This is a genomic window from Kineosporia sp. NBRC 101677 (genome assembly GCF_030269265.1).
Classification (GTDB): domain Bacteria; phylum Actinomycetota; class Actinomycetes; order Actinomycetales; family Kineosporiaceae; genus Kineosporia; species Kineosporia rhizophila.
Genome location: NZ_BSTA01000005.1, coordinates 274,303 through 289,351 on the forward strand (window position 1 = coordinate 274,303; position 15,049 = coordinate 289,351).

The following is a 15,049-nucleotide window of genomic DNA, read 5'->3' on the forward strand; positions in this document are numbered from 1 at the left end:
CCGCAGGCGGGTTCTCAGGCAGAGGCCAGGTGCTTACCGGCCGCGCTGGCGGCGGCGTGCGCCTCGGCCTTCAGCTGCGCGCCCAGCTCGCTGAACTGGTCCAGGGCGGGGTTGACGCCGACCAGGGTGAACTCGCGCTCGACGACGCTGAGCTGGGCGCCCCACACCTCGGCGAGGACACGACGCAGGAACGGGGTGGAGTGGTCCCAGCCGTGCTTGGGGGTGCCGGGCGAGTAGTTGCCGCCCCGGGTGGTCAGCAGCACCACCGGCTTGCCCTCGAGGATCCGCTCGCTGGGGTCGCCGCCGGCCTGGACCAGGTCGATCCAGTTCTTCACGTGGTGCGAGACGCCCCAGTTGTACAGGGGGAACGCCAGCACGACGTGGTCGGCGGACTGCAGTTCGGCGCGCAGGTCCCGGGCCAGGGCCACGGCCGCCTTCTGCTCGTCGGTGCGCTGGTCCTCGGGGGTGTACCCGGCGCCGATCGCGGTGGCCCAGGCGTCGGCGGGCAGCGGCTCGGAGCCGAGGTGGCGGGTGACGACCTGCTCGGCCGGGCGCTCGGCCTGCCAGGCGGACAGGACCAGGTCGGCCAGTTCACTGCTGGCGGAGTTGGGGCCGAGGATGCTCGCGTCGATACGCAGCAGGGTCATGGTGGCGCTCCCAGAAGGACGGGGATGCCCGGGCAGGGACGCTCTCGGCCCACGCCCGGAATCAACCGGATCAGCGAGTTGAATGTTCAACTTCACGATGATGCTGCCAGGCGCGAGTTGAATGTTCAATCCACTATCCTGGTGGTGTGAGTGACGACACCCCCTGGCTGTCACCGGCCCAGCTCTACAACTGGGTCCACCTCTCGGCCACGCTCACCGCCCTGCCGGCCGCGATCGAACAGCAGCTCAAGCAGGACACCGGCCTGAACTTCTACGAGTACTCGGTGCTCGCGGCCCTGTCCGAGGCACCCGGCCGGGCCATGCAGATGTCCACCCTGGCCAGCAGCGCCCTGGGCTCGGCGTCGCGCCTCTCGCACGCCGTCACCCGGCTCGAGCGCCTCGGCTGGGTCCAGCGGCGCAACTGCCGCACCGGGCCCCGCTCGATCGAGGCCGTCCTCACCGACGCCGGAGTCGCCAAGATCACCGAGGCCGCACCGGGGCACGTGCGCACGGTCCGCCACCTGGTCGTCGACGCGCTCAGCGACGAGGAGTTCGACCAGCTCCAGCACGCCCTGCGCAAGATCCTGCAGGCCACCTCACCCGCCACCCTGGAGCAGCTCGACCAGCTCTTCGCCGGCGAGGAGGACCCCAGCGCCCACGAGGCCTGCCGGGCCCTGGCCGGCCTGAACACCCCCCAGACCAACACCCCCACCCAGCCCGACAGCGACGGGGACGACCACAGCGAGTGCCTCGAAGCCAGCTGAGCCGCACCACGACCCGCGCACGTGCCGGACCCAGGTGCTGGACCCATGTGCCGGATCAGGAGGCAATAAGGGCAACCGGGAGCGCCGACCCCGGTTCGGGCGGTACAAGTTGTGAAGGCTGTGGGGCTGATCCGTGTCAGGGACGGATCGGCCCCACAGCCGCGCTCGCCGCCAGACCGCCGTCCCCACCGTTTCCCCCGTTTCCACTGCGCGACTCGGCATCCAGGTAGGTGGGCGCGCGGTTCTTCAGCACGAACACGTAGACCACCAGTGACACCGCGATGCACGCCATGACGTAGAACGCGAACTGCGGCACCCAGTCGTTCTTCTTGGCCGCCTCGTACAGCACCGGCGCCGTACCCCCGAACGCCGAGTTCGCCAGCGCGTACCCGAACCCCACACCCAGCGCCCGCACATGCGCAGGGAACAGCTCCGCCTTCACCACCGCATTGATCGACGTGTACCCGGTGAGAATCACGTACCCCACCACCAGCATCACCCACGACAGCAGGGGAGAGGACACCTCACCCAGCACCCGCACCACCAGCCACGTCCACGCCAGGCCCCCGACACCGAAGAAGACCAGCAGCGGCTTGCGGCCCACATGATCACTGATCAGCCCACCCACCGGCTGCAACAGCATCAGCACCGCCAACGACGTGAAGTTGATCCACGTCGCCGTCATCCCCTGCCCCTCGTACGCCGCCTTCACCGTCGAGGGCCCGTTCACGCTGTACGTGTAGAACGCCACCGTCCCGCCCAGCGTGACCAGGAAACACACCAGCAACTGCCGCGGGTACGCCGTGAGCAACTCCACCAGCGACCCCGAACGCCGCCGCGAAGCATCCACCGGCGACAACGACTCGTCCATCTGCCGGCGCAGGTACAACACCACCAGCGCCCCCGCCGCACCGATCCCGAACGCGATCCGCCACCCGAACGACGCGATCTGCTCCTCCGAGAGCACCACCTGCAGAACCAGCAACACCGACTGCGCCAGCAGATGCCCACCCACCAGCGTCAGATACTGAAAACTCGAGAAGAACCCCCGCCGCTCGCGGGTAGCCGCCTCGGACATGTACGTGGCCGACGTGCCGTACTCGCCACCGGTCGCGAAACCCTGCAGCAGCCGGCACAGCACCAGCACCACGACCGCCGCGGCCCCGATCTGCTCCCGCCCCGGGGTGACGGCGATGACCAGCGAGGCCGCCGCCATCAGACTCACACTGAACACCAGCGCCGGGCGACGCCCGTGCCGGTCGGCGTACCGGCCGAAGAACAACGAGCCGATCGGCCGCATCAGGAACGTCACCGCGAAGATCGCCATCGTGTAGATACCGGCGTTCGGCTCGTCACCGGCGAAGAACTTGTCCTCGAAGTACGACGCGAACACCGTGTAGACGTACACGTCGTACCACTCGACAAGATTGCCCAGCGACCCCCGGATCGTGTTCAGCACCGCCCGCCGGTGCGTGACCCCCGAGGTGGGGGACGGCTGCCCCGGATCCCCAGCGTCTGCGAACGTACCCGTCATACGTCACTCACCCCGTTCCGGCGCCGATGCCGACCCGACAACGCTACGTAGACCACCGGTCACCGGAAAACCCTCAGGCCCGAACCTTTACAGAGACTTTGCGCTGCAGGAGCCCACCGGTCCCACACCCCCGACACCGTTGAGCAACCACGAACGGCCGACCCGGGGGAGAGACCCGAGAACAATGAGCCCGCACGACCTCCCCGACATCGGAGTGCACCTGGACCCGGCAACCCGCCTCCTGCACGGACCGGCCGGCGCCACCACACTCACCACCAAACAGTCCGCGCTCCTGAGCGCCCTCCTGGACGCGCACGCGGACACCGTGCCCCGCCAGAACCTGCTCGAGGCGGTCTGGGACGTCACCTGGGTAGGCGCCCACCGGGCACTCGACGTCCACATCGCCGCCCTGCGCGCCCGGCTCGCCGCGACCGGCGGCCCCCACGGCCCCCGCATCGAGACCGTCCGCGGCCTCGGGTACCGCCTCGTCCCACCCGGCCCCTGAATTATGAACCGGCAGGTGAGACAGACCGGTCAACGTCCAGATGATGACCGGTTGATCACCAGTTCATCACCACCTGCAACTATGACCCCGTGGAGACAGCGCGCGACGCTTACCTGCGGATGCTCGGCGACGAGCTGACCCCCCGCCTCAAAGAACTGGGCTTCATCGCTCCCACCCTCGACCCGCGCACCCCCAGCCCACGCCCCGCGTTCCAGATCATCGGCCAGGACCCCGGCCCCACCACCGCCGGCCCCGCCGACCTCACGGACTTCCGCCTACCGGTACCCGGCCACCACGTCCTGCTGGGCCTGCACGAGTACTGGGCCAACAACAGCGCCAGCTTCCAGTTCACCGTCAACATCCTGGCCACCTCCCACACCGCCTGGGCGACCTTCCGCGCCGGCAGCACCGACTTCAACGGCAACCCCTGGCCCAGCGAACCCACCACCAGCACCCACTACGGCCCCGGCGGCCCACCGATCGCACGACTCGGCCAGCTGATGGGCCTCGCCGACAAGTGGTGGTACATCTCCCCACGTCGGCCCACCGAACCCGTCGCCGAAGAAATCGCCACCGCCGTCCAGCACCACGCCCTACCCGCCATCAACGAACTCACCCACCCCTGACAGCACCGCCCTCAGCGCGTCACCCCAGTAAGAACGCGTCCTCCACCGCCGTCGCCACACTCGCCAACCGCGACAACGTCCCCGCCCCCCGGTCATACGCCTTCGTGTTGTTCAGACTCGCGTGCCCCAGCCCGTCCTGCAGCCGATCGATCTGCGCCCCCGCCTGATCCAGATAGATCGTCGCGTGCGACGCCCGCAACACGTGCGGCGTCACATCCAGCCCCACCCGAGCCCGCCGCGACACCCGCACCGTCAGGTTGTACAGATCCCAGTACGACAACCGCCCACCCACCGCATTCACCAGCAACGGCCCCGCCGCGCGCTCGCCGATGTACTCCGACACCAGGTGCCCGGTACCGGGGGAGAGCGGCAGCTCCTGACGCTTGCCACCCTTGTGCGTGACCGTCAGCGTCACGTGCCCGAAGTGCTGACGCACGTCTTCCACGTCCAGGCTCACCAGCTCGGTCGCCCGAAGCCCCCGGCCCAGCAGGATCCGCATCGCCACGTACGCAAGTTCCCCCAGCCCCTCGGCCGCCGCCAGGAACTTCGCCGCCTGACCCGTGTCCAGCGCCGCCGTCGCCGAGAAATCCCCACCCCGAGGACGTTTGATGTGAGCCGCGGGGGAGGAGGCCAGAATGTCTTCCCCAACCAGATACGCGTACAACGACGAGACCGCAGCCAGCTTCAGCCGCACCGTGTTCGCCGACGCCGGCCGCCCATGGAAACCGCCCGTCGCCGTGACATGCCCGCGCCAGTCGTCCACATCACCCCGCCGCGCCTCCAGCGGATGCAGCGAACGCCCCGCGCAGAACTGACGCCACTGCAGCTCAGCCGTCGCATACGTCCTCACCGTGTTCTGAGCCCGCTGCGCGATCAGCCACGCCCGCACGAAATGAGGCCACGCATCCCCGTTCCCGACCTCGAACTCATCAGGCAGGAACGACCCGGCCTCCGCATCGACCGGCTCCAGCTGGGACTCGAACACCTGTCCATAATGTCAGAGACGCCTCACGCCAACGAGACACACGGCGTGGGGGAGCAGGGGCAACCTCCACCCCTGCTCCCAACATCACGGCTTCACGACGTCACAGCCTCACGGCTTCACGGTGAACGCGAAGTCGGCCCGGACCAGGCCACCCAGCCGGATCCCCGACACCAGCTTCCCGTCCACCACCAGGCGCTTCACCTCACCCCGGGAAAGCCCACACCCTTCCGCGATCAGGCTGACCGGGCGCACCGGCACCGGCCCACCGAACCGCACCGACACCTCCAGCGCATCCACCCCGGGCACCTCCAACTGCTCCAGGCCGACCGAGCCGGACGTGTCCAGCCGCCAGCACCCACGCCAGTCCAGGGCCACGCCATTACGCCCCAGCACTCGCGGATCCTGCAGCAGGTCGGACACCAGGGCGGGGGAGTTCCCGTGCAGCGCCGCGAGCATCTGCGGGCGCACAGCGCGAACACCGACCCGCTCGAGCACCGTCAGCTTCACCGTGTCACCGCACCGCGTGCACAGCAGAAGCAACCACGCGTCGAGAACCTTGTGATGGGCGTTGACCCGGAACTTCCCGGACGCCCGGAACCGGCTGGCGCCGCAGACATGACAACGACGGACGATCGTGGGCAGGTCAGTGGGCACCACAGCCCACGTGTTGAGCCAGGTATTGAGCACAGCAGTACACCGATCTCAGTGAGAAATCCGCAGCACGAAGGAGCACGCCACCCGCAGGGCAACGCGCGACAACTCAGCGCAGAAAGAAACTCACAGGGTGTACAACGGCACGTCCCAACCCCGACGACACGGACTCGAGGGCACCGTACGGTCAGGCGGCAGCATGCAGCGAACCATTTTCCGCAACAGGACCCCAGCACCAGATAATCACAGTTATCTAGGCGAAAGCCGTTGCCTCACAAGGCTTTTCGGCACTCCCCAACTGACGCAGAGTAACCGGAAAGACCGCCGGACAGGCCGGGGGAGCAGGGCCCCGGTCCAGGCATCCACCCCAGGCATTGACCTCAGGCATTCACCCACTGACCAGCGACATCGGCACATCCCGCTCCGGCCCGAAAACCCGCGCGAAGCGTGCGCCCACCATGCCCAGGTCGAACGGACGATCCAGCTCCAGCACCGACAGTGAACCCGACACCGGATGCTCGAGCGTCTCGGTCCGGAACCGCCAGGACGACTCCACATCCACCTGCACGACCTCGTCCACCCGATGAGCCACATAGTCGTGCTCACCGAGAGCCGTACTGCCGCTCACCTCGGCACGAGCCCGAACCACCAGGTGATCAGCCCCACGAACCCTCCAGGTGAACTGCTGCACCCGGAACTCCGTGCTCCAGCTCGACCAGAACATCCACCCCGAGCCGTCCGGAGCCAACACAACCTGCGCGACCTCCGTGGCCGACGGATACAGCGGCGACTCAGACCAATAACCGACAACACTCACCGATCCAGAATGACCCACACCAGCCCCGCCGGCACCACTCCCCAGCACCCACAGCAAATGCCGATAATGAACATTATGACATCTAGCCTGCTGAGAAGGTCCCCCACAGATAACCGCCAGGCACCTCAGCCCAGCGCAGCCAACGCGTCATCGATCATCCGCAACCCCTGACGCTCGAACTCCTCATCACCCACCTGCCTGGCCCACACCGCAGTAGAGATCGCCTCCCGCACCCGATCCCGCTGCCACGCCCCAACATCTCCAGGCCGCTCGCCGTACCCCTCGAAGAACGCCGCCTCCAGATCCGGCCGACCACGCCACTGCTGCGCCACCAACCGCGCAAAATCCGTCACCGCCGGCCGCACCGCCGCCCGACCGAAATCAATCACGCTGACCACCCCCTCGTGCACCAGCCAGTTGCGCGGCTGCCAGTCACCATGAGTCGGCACACAAACAATGGACGGCGTTGGCCAGCACGCGACAACCTCCCCCAGACGCTCGACAACAGTTGGGTCGATCCCGTGCGGCTGCCCCAGCCACCACAACGCCTTCACCTTCGCGCTCGCCTCGAAATCCTCGTCCACCGTGCTGAACTGCCCATGGAAACCGGCCAGCAACTCCCCTGCCTGCCGATACGTGTCCGGCGCGAACTCACCCTCCGATCCGAGGACAAGAACACCCGGCAGGTACCGGGTCACCAGCACCTTCACAGCAGCGTCGGCCCGCACCAGACGAGGCGCCCGGCCCTGCCGCACCCATACCTCAAGCCACTCGGCGTGCGCCCGGATCTCCCGCGCCAGGTGACGATCCCGCTCGTCACCGGCCTTCACCACGAACCGCTCGCCGGCCTGCAGCACCTCGAGCACCGTGGTGCCGACCAGGCCCCAGCTGTGGTCGCGCACCACCTCGGCACCGGGCAGCCACTCCCCCAGAACCTCCTGCTGCCGCTCGCTGAGCTGCTCGAACCCCGTTGTCACAGAACGAGGATAGGCGCCCGGCCAAGACTGTCGGTGGTGCCTGGCAGTCTTCACCCATGGACCAGGCAGCCCTGCACGCGGCCATCACCACCCTTGTCGCAGCCCTGAACCCGTTCGACGAACTCGGCCGCGCCCACCGGGCCACCACGCTCGAGTGGCTGGCCGGCACGCACGACATCTTCCGCCGCGCCAAACCGGCCACCCCGTCGCCGCACCTGGTCTGCTACTTCATGCTCGTCGACCGCGCAGCCGAAAGCGTCCTGCTCTGCGACCACCGCGCGGCCCGACTCTGGCTGCCCACCGGCGGCCACGTCGAACCAGGTGAGCACCCCTACGCAACGGTCCGCCGGGAGGTCGTCGAAGAGCTCGGCATCACCGCCGTCCCCGACCCGATACTCGGCGAGAAACCCTTCCTGCTCACCGTCACCGAGACCAACGACGTGCCCGAGAACCGTCACACCGACATCAGCCTCTGGTTCGCCCTGGCCGGCACCAAGAACCAGGCACTCAAGCCCGACGAGGCCGAGTTCGCCGGGGTGCGCTGGTGGCGGCGCGAGGAGATCCAGGCGGCTGATCCCCGGCGGTTCGATCCGCATCTGGGCCGGGCCCTCAGCGCCTTGTAGTGCCGAGAGGCGTGCCCCCCCCAGCCCCTCAGCCGGCGGTGCCCTCAGCCGGGAAGGTCCGTCGTCCCGGGCGGGTTGAGCTCTTGTCTGATAATCGGTATGGCCACTCAAAGCCTGTTATCAAAACATGCTGTTACTCATGGCTTTTCACTCGGAACCGCGTCCAGAACGGCGCGGTAGACAACAAACCTGGAGGTTACCCGAAAAGCGGCCGGATCCTCGTTCGCATCCTCGAAGACGTTGACCAGGGCCTCGCAGGCCTGGTCCCAGCGCGGCCCGGCGCCCACCACCTCCCGCAGCCACGCCCACCGCGGATCGTTGGCCAGTTCCGCCTCGGCGGCCGCGCGCGGGGACTCCCCCACGAAAGCCAGACTGCACATGCGGCGGGAGACCGAGAAGCCCAACGGGTTCAGCAGGCAGGCCACCGCTTCCAGATCGTGCCACACGAAGCTCGCGGAAAGGCTCTTGTCGCAGGTCAACAGACTCTGGACAAGTACACCCTGAGCAGCCATCGCCCCTTCCGGCAGCCAGGCCGAGAACACCAGACGCCCATCGGGCCTCAGCACCCGGGCGATCTCCTGCACATCAGCCGACGGATCGGGCGCGAAGATCAGCCCGAACGACGAGATCACCGCGTCCGCCGACCCGGCAGCCAGTGAAAGGTTCGCCGCGTCCCCCTGGTGGAACCGGCCGACGAGACCACGAACGTCCATTTGTTCGCGCGCCACCTCGATCAACCGTGGTGATGGATCGACACCGGTGACCCGCGCTCCCCTACCCGCGACCAGCACCGTCGCGTTACCCGAGCCGCACCCCACATCCACGACGACTTCTCCTGCTACCGGGGCCAACTCGTCCACAATCTGCTCGACCGCCGGCAATAGTTGCTGTGCCTGGCGCTCGTACCGTCCGGCTCCCCAGTCCATGCCTGTGGAGCCTGCCCGTTCTTGCCGGTCCTTGATGGATGTTCTGCAGAGGGCAGATCTGAGCAGGTCAGCCTGTTATCATCCGACGCATGCAGGCTAGAACGGCGATCCATTCGTACCTCGGCGTTCTCGAGCGCTCCGGGGCCTCGCGTTCCACCCGCCGGCAACGGGAGTGGGCCCTCAATCAGGCTCTGACCGCGGCCGCCCTGCAGCGTATCCACGGCGACGTACCCACCGAACAGCAGGTCCGCGAGGCCCTCCCCGAGCAGGTCTCCGCCACCGCGCAGCGGATCGACGTCACCGAGATCGTCTCCGAGGAGTTCGCGGCCTGGTTCCTGCCCTGGGCCGCCACCGGCATCCTCGCCGCCAAGGAAGGCGCGGCCAAGAGCCAGGCCGCCTCGCGGGCGAGGGCAGCCGCCCTGCGCGCACTCGCCCTGGCCAACGGCAGCGCACCGATCACGCACACCGAACCCGCAGTCCAGCTGCGCACGCCCACCCCGATGAACGCCCGCGCTCTGCGGCATGTGGCCTTCGACCTGGTGGCCATCGATCCTCCGTCCAAAGCGGCGGTTCGGATGGCCGCGATGCTCGGGGTCATGATCACCACGCCGCTGCGGCCGGTCGACCTGTGCCAGATGACCGTGGACGACGTCCGGTCCACCGCTGACGGCACGGTGACCATCCCGGCACTCCCCCTGGCCCCGGACCAGCCCGTCCCCGCGGGTTACACCGGCCGCGAAACGATGGACCAGGCCCTGGGCCGCCTGCTGGAGAAATGGCTCGAGGTACGGCAGGTACTGGTGTCCCGCCTGGAAGGCAGTCCCCCGAACAGCCTGTGGGTGTCGGTGCGAGCTTCCCCGACCGACGAGGGAGTCATTCGGCCGGCCGGACTGCCCCTGCACCCGCGAGGCCTGGAACGCAGCTACGTAGGCCAGGCGAAGAACTTCAACGCCGAACTCGCCGCCGGGTCACGCACCTCGCTCCCCCTCGGGCGCGACGGCGTTCCCGTGAGCCACCTGCCCCTGTCGTTCGACCACCTGCGACGCTCGCTGCAGACGCTCGAGGAGTCCGACCAGCTGGGCTGACCTCCGCCTCCGGGTTGGTCTTGTGGCGAATGTGAAAGCTGAGGCAATAGCCTGTTATCACCAATAGCCTCAAGTTGCTTGCCGACCCCCATCACGAGCGGCAGGATCGGGCGTTGTGAACAGCCGTTACGACGCCGCGTTCCTGGATGCTCTTACCCCGGTGGGCGCTCTGTTGCAGCTGCCGGTGCTGGGTGAACGGTGGGATCTGCCGAGTGCTCTGCCGAAGATGTCGGTGGGGGCTCTGGCCTGTCACCTGGGCCGGCAGGTGTCGTTGGCGCAGCAGTTGCTCCTCCCCTCCCCCAGCGACCTCTCCAGCGGCTTGCCCATTGAGCGGCCCACTGAGCTGCCGCTGCTGGAGGACGGGGCGGATGAGCACTATGCGCGGGCGGCGTGGGTGACGTCGACGTCGCCGGATGATCCGGAGAACGACCGGTCCACGGACGAGCAGTTGGCGCAGGAGGGTGTGCAGGCGTTGGTCGAGCGTTTCGCGGCGGGCGCGGCGGAGGTCTCCGCGTTGCTGAGCGGTGGCTCTGCGGGTGAGCGGGTGGCGCTGCCCTGGCAGGGGTGGGCGCTGTCGCGGGATGCGTTCCTGCTGACCCGGATGCTGGAGCTGGTGGTGCATGCCGACGACCTGGCAGTCAGTCTGGACGTGCCGGCCCCGGGTTTCCCCGAGCGGGTGTTCATGCCGGTGGTCGAGCTGATTGCCAGGTTGTCGGTGCGGCGGCACGGTCAGCTGGCCGTGGTCGGTGCGCTGACCCGGCGTGAGCGGCAGCGGCCGATCTCGGCCTTCTGAGAGGTCTTGCGAGGGTCAGATGCTGGGCGGGGGTACGTTCCCGCCGGTGTTGCGCCGTTCGACGACCTCGGTGTGCGAGGTGTTGGTGCGCTGCTTGTTCATGACCAGGGACAGCACGATGGCCAGGACGCCGCCGGCCATGAGCACGTAGCCGATGACGGTCAGGTCGAGGCCGTCGAAGCGGTCGCTGACCCCGAAGGCCAGGATTCCGCCGATCACGAGTAGTGCGATGCCACCGCCGACGTACATGAGTCTCTCCCTTGTTCCGGGCGAACTTCCGCTGGCGAACATTGCGGGCGAATCGGACTAGTGGCGAGTGTTCATCCGGGCAGTGGGGCCTGCAACTCGGTGCGTCCGTCAGTGGGCCGGTCCGGGGAGCCAGGAGGGGTCGCTGCCCAGGATAGTGGTGAGGGCGGCGAGTGCTGGCCGGGTGGTGTCGGCGGGGCGCCAGGAGGCGGCGAGTTCGCGGGTGGCGTGGGGGTCGTCGATGGGGATCTCGGTGAGGTCGGGGGTGTTGCCTTCGGGCGGGAGGATGGCGAGGCCGAGGCCGGCGGCGACGAGTCCGCGGACGGTCTGGACGTCTTCTCCTTCGAAGGCGTAGGTGATGCGGACGCCGGCTTGGCTGAGGAGGCTGTCGGTGATGTCGCGCAGGCCGTAGGCGGGGGCGAGGCCGAGGGTGGGCTGGTTGTGGAGTTCGTTCAGACGCAGGCTTTTTCGGGTCGCGTAGGGGTGGGTGCGGGGTACGGCGAGGATGAGGTGCTCGGTGTAGAGGCTGGCGGTGGCGGTGTTCGGCTGGGGGTCCATGGGTGGGGCGACGAGGACGAGGTCGGCGGCGCCGGCGGTGAATTCGGTGATGCAGTAGGCGCGGCCTCCCTGACGGAGGTTGACGCGGGTGCCGGGGCGTTCGGTGACGAGGGCCTTGACCAGGGCGGGGATGACGGCGCGGCCGAGTGAGTTCTGGAAGACGACGGAGACGGTGTTGTTGCGGCGGGCGGTGTCGGCGCGGATGTGGGTGATGGTCTCGGTGACGTGCTCGAGGGTGCGGCGGGCGGTGGTGGCGAGTTCGTGGCCGGCCGGGGTGAGGCGGACGCCGCGGCCGTCGCGTTCGAGCAGGCTGGTGTCGAGGTGGTGTTCGAGGCGGGCGATGCCGCGGCTGACGGTGGACTGGGGTAGGCCGAGTTCGTCGGCTGCGGCGGAGACGCCCCCGGTGTCGGCGATGGCTCTGAGCAGGGGCAGGGTGGCCAGGACGGTTCTGAGCGTGGCGGGCTCTTCCATGCGCTGATGCTATGCGTGTGCTTCATTCATGCATTGGTGCGTGTGGTTGAGGCCCGCCTACCGTCGGCGGCATGAGTGTTGTGGCGCGCGGGACGTGGGCGGGGCACCAGCCGGGATCGCGGGAGTACCGGCGGCTGGTGTGGGCCCTGCTGTGTGCGGGGATCGCGTGTTTCGCGGCTCTGTACGCCCCTCAGGGGGTGTTGCCGCTGGTGGCGCGGTCGATGCGGGTCTCGGAGGCGCAGTCGGCGTTGCTGGTGTCGGCGGCAACGATGGGCCTGGCTCTGGGGGTGTTGCCGTGGTCGTGGGTGGCGGACCGGATCGGGCGGCTGACGGCCATGCGGATCGCGATGGTCGCCTCTGCGGTGCTGGGGCTGGCCTGGACGGTGTGCCCCGGCTTCGAGGCGATGGTGGTGCTGCGAGTGCTGCAGGGGCTGGCGCTGGGCGGTATCCCCGGGCTGGCGGTGACGTACCTGCATGAGGAGGTCAGTTCGTCGCAGGCGATGGTGGCGGCCGCTACGTATGTCTCGGGTACCACGCTGGGCGGGATCAGTGGGCGGATGATCGCGGGGCCGGTGGCCGAGGTGTGGGGGTGGCGCTGGGGTGTGGCGGTGGCCTGGCTGGTGGCGGCGCTGGGTTCGGTGGCGTTCGTGGTGCTGGCGCCGCCGGCGCGGGGGTTCGTGCGGGACCGGGGTGTGCGGGCCGGGGACGTGCTGCGCAACGTGGGGGTGAATCTGCGCGATGTGGGGATGCTGGTGCTGTACGCCCAGGCGTTCCTGCTGATGGGTGGGTTCGTCGCGGTGTACAACTACCTCGGGTTCCGCCTGGAGGCGGAGCCTTTCGGGCTGAGCGCGGCGGTGACGTCGCTGCTGTTCCTGGCCTACCTGTCGGGCACGCTGTCCTCGCGGCAGGCGGGGCGGCTGGCCGGTCGGCTGGGGCGGCGGGCGGTGTTGATGCTGGCCTCGGGCACGATGCTCGCGGGGATCGGCCTGACGCTGGTGGACAACCTGATCGCGATCGCGGCCGGGCTCCTGGTGGTGACCGGAGGCTTCTTCGGTGCCCACGCCATCGCCTCGGGCTGGGTGGGTGCCCGGGCCGAGGTCGGCCGGGCCCAGGCGGCTTCGCTGTACACCCTCTTCTACTACCTGGGCTCGAGCGTGCTGGGGTGGGTCGGCGGGGTGTTCTTCGGCGGCTGGCAGTGGCCCGGGGTGGTGGCGTTGTTCGCCGGTCTGGTTCTGGCCGCGAGCGCCCTGGTGGTCGTGGGCGCCCGGGCCCTGCGGTCAGATCGAGCAGATCCAGCAGAGGGGTCAGAGGGGTTTGATCCAGCGTGACCAGTCTTCCTGCACCCGGTATCCCCGGGCCCACCAGGCGCTCTGGGCGGTGACGTTCTCGTCGAGGACCATGGCGTCGCTGCGGGTGGCGCCCAGGGCGCGGAAGCGGTTCTCGGCGTGTTCGAGCAGGGCGGTGGCGATGCCCTGGCGGCGGTGGCCGGGGGCCACGGAGAGGCGGTAGAGGTGGTAGCGCCAGCCGTCGAAGCCGGCGATGACGCTGCCGACGACGGTGTCGTCGTCGAGGGCCAGGACGAGGGCCTCGGGGTCGCGGGCCAGGAGGTTCTCCAGGGCGGTGGCGGAGTCCGCGGGCCGGTTGTCGTTCTCGGCGGCGACCTGCCAGAAGGCGAGGACGGCGTCCAGGTCGCCCGGCCGGGCGGTGCGCAGGGTGATCACGGCGTGAGCCTAGGTGCGGGAGGTCACGGTTCGGTCATGAGCTCTTCATCTGCCGGACAGGGTGAGCGGTGGGCACCTAGAGTGGTCCCGACGAGCAGCGGGCCGCCCCCGCCTTGCGCTCGTCACCCCACCTGCGTCTGGGTGCCGGGTACGAGGTCTGGACGGCCGCCGGTGCTGATGCGCCCGGCTGGGCCGTCTCTCCTCCACCGCAGGTTGCCGGTTCGTCGGTGGACCCGGTTGCCTGCGTGCAGACCTGTACTCGTCACCTGTGCTGCCCGGCCGTGGGCCGGTCCTGGTGGTGCGCCGGATTCGTCGCTGCGATCCGGATCCGCTTCAGACGCCGTGCATCTCGCCGGCGGCAATGCCGTCGAGGAAGGCCGCCCACTCGTCGTTGCCGAAGCTGAGCACGGGGCCCAGGCCCTTGGCCTTGCTGTCGCGCACGGCGACGTCGCCGCCGCTGCGGAAGGCGACCTCCACGCAGTTGCCGTTGACGGCGCTGAACGACGACTTGCGCCATTCCAGGTTCTCGTCGGAACTGTGCAGGCTGACTTCGGTTGCGGACATGACCGCTCTCCAATCACTCGGTTCAACAGTGGTTCTGGTGGCCGCCCGGACCGTTCTGTCTACGGATGGGCAGGCCCGGCGGTGCGGTTCAGGGGCTGGTCGGGTGGTACTCAGACGCTGGTCAGGCGGGACAGTTCGGTCAGCACGAGCGGCTGGTCGACGACCTCCGGCCGGACCGTGAGGAGTGTGCGTCCCTCCTGGATGGTGAACTCCACCCGCCCCCAGCGGCCCGGTTCCCGGATCGGGCCGCGGCGGGCCAGCCAGCCCCGGAGTTCGTCGATCGGGATGTGGGCGTGCTGCACGTCGCAGTACCAGACATCGACGTTCGCTCCGTCACCGCTGCGGGTGAGCGTGACGATCGACCGCTCCCCGGTGGTGGTGACGATGTCGATATCCATCCCGTTACTCCTCGTAGTGAATCTTTTGCGCGCGAGGCGCTGGTGACACCCGGCCGAAAACCTCTCGGCTCGCGAGAAAGATAGCCCGCCGCTCGGGGAAAATCCCAGTTCAGCCATTAAGCCGATGTGTCGTCACTACAGGTGGCGCGGCCTGTGCC

Annotated in this window: 19 protein-coding genes; 7 read left to right on the top strand and 12 right to left on the bottom strand. The window is 68.7% G+C overall.

Annotation, left to right across the window (positions count from 1 at the left end; translation table 11 throughout):
* Positions 1 to 14 precede the first annotated feature (14 nt).
* Positions 15 to 647: an FMN-dependent NADH-azoreductase gene (locus QSK18_RS17240; RefSeq protein WP_232814143.1), complete on the bottom strand. Its 633-nt coding sequence runs from the start codon at positions 645 to 647 to the stop codon at positions 15 to 17.
* 146 nt (positions 648 to 793) lie between these two features.
* Here QSK18_RS17240 and QSK18_RS17245 point away from each other — a divergent pair, with 146 nt between their 5' ends.
* Positions 794 to 1,411 (top strand): MarR family winged helix-turn-helix transcriptional regulator, encoded by a 618-nt coding sequence (locus QSK18_RS17245; RefSeq protein WP_232814144.1) that lies wholly within the window; start codon positions 794 to 796, stop codon positions 1,409 to 1,411.
* A 136-nt stretch (positions 1,412 to 1,547) separates the two neighbouring features.
* Here the strand turns inward: QSK18_RS17245 and QSK18_RS17250 are convergent, their stop codons facing one another.
* Positions 1,548 to 2,945, bottom strand: coding sequence for an MFS transporter (locus QSK18_RS17250; RefSeq protein ID WP_285620339.1), 1,398 nt, complete (start codon positions 2,943 to 2,945; stop codon positions 1,548 to 1,550).
* Positions 2,946 to 3,129: 184 nt separating this feature from the next.
* Between QSK18_RS17250 and QSK18_RS17255 the strand changes: the two genes are divergently transcribed.
* Positions 3,130 to 3,450, top strand: coding sequence for a winged helix-turn-helix domain-containing protein (locus tag QSK18_RS17255; protein WP_285620341.1), 321 nt, complete (start codon positions 3,130 to 3,132; stop codon positions 3,448 to 3,450).
* A gap of 89 nt (positions 3,451 to 3,539) precedes the next feature.
* Positions 3,540 to 4,076: a hypothetical protein gene (locus QSK18_RS17260; RefSeq protein ID WP_285620343.1), complete on the top strand. Its 537-nt coding sequence runs from the start codon at positions 3,540 to 3,542 to the stop codon at positions 4,074 to 4,076.
* A 19-nt stretch (positions 4,077 to 4,095) separates the two neighbouring features.
* Here the strand turns inward: QSK18_RS17260 and QSK18_RS17265 are convergent, their stop codons facing one another.
* The 4 genes from QSK18_RS17265 to QSK18_RS17280 form a co-directional block, all read right to left on the bottom strand.
* Positions 4,096 to 5,061, bottom strand: coding sequence for a tyrosine-type recombinase/integrase (locus tag QSK18_RS17265; RefSeq protein WP_232814148.1), 966 nt, complete (start codon positions 5,059 to 5,061; stop codon positions 4,096 to 4,098).
* A gap of 108 nt (positions 5,062 to 5,169) precedes the next feature.
* On the bottom strand, positions 5,170 to 5,718 hold the full coding sequence (locus QSK18_RS17270; RefSeq protein WP_352396573.1) for a DUF1062 domain-containing protein: 549 nt from the start codon (positions 5,716 to 5,718) through the stop codon (positions 5,170 to 5,172).
* 382 nt (positions 5,719 to 6,100) lie between these two features.
* Complete coding sequence (locus QSK18_RS17275; protein ID WP_285620350.1) at positions 6,101 to 6,340, bottom strand: hypothetical protein; 240 nt, start codon at positions 6,338 to 6,340, stop codon at positions 6,101 to 6,103.
* 314 nt (positions 6,341 to 6,654) lie between these two features.
* Positions 6,655 to 7,506: a phosphotransferase gene (locus QSK18_RS17280; protein ID WP_285620352.1), complete on the bottom strand. Its 852-nt coding sequence runs from the start codon at positions 7,504 to 7,506 to the stop codon at positions 6,655 to 6,657.
* Positions 7,507 to 7,562: 56 nt separating this feature from the next.
* Here QSK18_RS17280 and QSK18_RS17285 point away from each other — a divergent pair, with 56 nt between their 5' ends.
* On the top strand, positions 7,563 to 8,129 hold the full coding sequence (locus QSK18_RS17285) for an NUDIX hydrolase (protein ID WP_285620354.1): 567 nt from the start codon (positions 7,563 to 7,565) through the stop codon (positions 8,127 to 8,129).
* A gap of 137 nt (positions 8,130 to 8,266) precedes the next feature.
* On the opposite strand, the gene QSK18_RS17290 is transcribed toward QSK18_RS17285, so the two are convergent.
* Positions 8,267 to 9,055: a class I SAM-dependent methyltransferase gene (locus QSK18_RS17290; protein ID WP_285620356.1), complete on the bottom strand. Its 789-nt coding sequence runs from the start codon at positions 9,053 to 9,055 to the stop codon at positions 8,267 to 8,269.
* Positions 9,056 to 9,144: 89 nt separating this feature from the next.
* Between QSK18_RS17290 and QSK18_RS17295 the strand changes: the two genes are divergently transcribed.
* Both QSK18_RS17295 and QSK18_RS17300 read left to right on the top strand, forming a co-directional pair.
* Positions 9,145 to 10,140 carry a site-specific integrase gene (locus QSK18_RS17295; protein WP_285620358.1) on the top strand — a complete coding sequence of 332 codons (996 nt, stop codon included), beginning with the start codon at positions 9,145 to 9,147 and terminating at the stop codon, positions 10,138 to 10,140.
* A gap of 115 nt (positions 10,141 to 10,255) precedes the next feature.
* Positions 10,256 to 10,933 carry a maleylpyruvate isomerase N-terminal domain-containing protein gene (locus QSK18_RS17300; protein ID WP_232814155.1) on the top strand — a complete coding sequence of 226 codons (678 nt, stop codon included), beginning with the start codon at positions 10,256 to 10,258 and terminating at the stop codon, positions 10,931 to 10,933.
* A gap of 15 nt (positions 10,934 to 10,948) precedes the next feature.
* Here the strand turns inward: QSK18_RS17300 and QSK18_RS17305 are convergent, their stop codons facing one another.
* The gene (locus QSK18_RS17305) at positions 10,949 to 11,182 is read right to left on the bottom strand and encodes a DUF6458 family protein (protein ID WP_232814156.1); all 234 of its coding nucleotides are present in this window, start codon (positions 11,180 to 11,182) and stop codon (positions 10,949 to 10,951) included.
* A 108-nt stretch (positions 11,183 to 11,290) separates the two neighbouring features.
* Complete coding sequence (locus tag QSK18_RS17310) at positions 11,291 to 12,208, bottom strand: LysR family transcriptional regulator (protein ID WP_285620360.1); 918 nt, start codon at positions 12,206 to 12,208, stop codon at positions 11,291 to 11,293.
* 71 nt (positions 12,209 to 12,279) lie between these two features.
* Between QSK18_RS17310 and QSK18_RS17315 the strand changes: the two genes are divergently transcribed.
* On the top strand, positions 12,280 to 13,536 hold the full coding sequence (locus tag QSK18_RS17315) for an MFS transporter (protein ID WP_285620361.1): 1,257 nt from the start codon (positions 12,280 to 12,282) through the stop codon (positions 13,534 to 13,536).
* Here the strand turns inward: QSK18_RS17315 and QSK18_RS17320 are convergent.
* The 3 genes from QSK18_RS17320 to QSK18_RS17330 form a co-directional block, all read right to left on the bottom strand.
* Positions 13,513 to 13,929 carry a GNAT family N-acetyltransferase gene (locus QSK18_RS17320; protein WP_285620363.1) on the bottom strand — a complete coding sequence of 139 codons (417 nt, stop codon included), beginning with the start codon at positions 13,927 to 13,929 and terminating at the stop codon, positions 13,513 to 13,515. The two genes, QSK18_RS17315 and QSK18_RS17320, sit on opposite strands and share 24 nt — an antisense overlap.
* Positions 13,930 to 14,262: 333 nt before the next feature.
* A complete protein-coding gene (locus QSK18_RS17325) occupies positions 14,263 to 14,493 on the bottom strand; it encodes a DUF397 domain-containing protein (RefSeq protein ID WP_232814160.1) in 231 nt (76 codons plus the stop codon).
* A gap of 110 nt (positions 14,494 to 14,603) precedes the next feature.
* Positions 14,604 to 14,891: a hypothetical protein gene (locus tag QSK18_RS17330; RefSeq protein ID WP_232814161.1), complete on the bottom strand. Its 288-nt coding sequence runs from the start codon at positions 14,889 to 14,891 to the stop codon at positions 14,604 to 14,606.
* Positions 14,892 to 15,049: the final 158 nt, after the last annotated feature.

Excerpts from the sequence above, each read along its gene's own strand:
- QSK18_RS17290 (WP_285620356.1), bottom strand. The coding sequence starts at position 9,055 with ATGGACTGGGGAGCCGGACGGTACGAGCGCCAGGCACAGCAACTATTG.
- QSK18_RS17310 (WP_285620360.1), bottom strand. The coding sequence starts at position 12,208 with ATGGAAGAGCCCGCCACGCTCAGAACCGTCCTGGCCACCCTGCCCCTG.
- QSK18_RS17305 (WP_232814156.1), bottom strand. The coding sequence starts at position 11,182 with ATGTACGTCGGCGGTGGCATCGCACTACTCGTGATCGGCGGAATCCTG.
- QSK18_RS17285 (WP_285620354.1), top strand. The coding sequence starts at position 7,563 with ATGGACCAGGCAGCCCTGCACGCGGCCATCACCACCCTTGTCGCAGCC.
- QSK18_RS17295 (WP_285620358.1), top strand. The coding sequence starts at position 9,145 with ATGCAGGCTAGAACGGCGATCCATTCGTACCTCGGCGTTCTCGAGCGC.
- QSK18_RS17240 (WP_232814143.1), bottom strand. The coding sequence starts at position 647 with ATGACCCTGCTGCGTATCGACGCGAGCATCCTCGGCCCCAACTCCGCC.
- QSK18_RS17325 (WP_232814160.1), bottom strand. The coding sequence starts at position 14,493 with ATGTCCGCAACCGAAGTCAGCCTGCACAGTTCCGACGAGAACCTGGAA.
- QSK18_RS17330 (WP_232814161.1), bottom strand. The coding sequence starts at position 14,891 with ATGGATATCGACATCGTCACCACCACCGGGGAGCGGTCGATCGTCACG.
- QSK18_RS17250 (WP_285620339.1), bottom strand. The coding sequence starts at position 2,945 with ATGACGGGTACGTTCGCAGACGCTGGGGATCCGGGGCAGCCGTCCCCC.
- QSK18_RS17315 (WP_285620361.1), top strand. The coding sequence starts at position 12,280 with ATGAGTGTTGTGGCGCGCGGGACGTGGGCGGGGCACCAGCCGGGATCG.
- QSK18_RS17255 (WP_285620341.1), top strand. The coding sequence starts at position 3,130 with ATGAGCCCGCACGACCTCCCCGACATCGGAGTGCACCTGGACCCGGCA.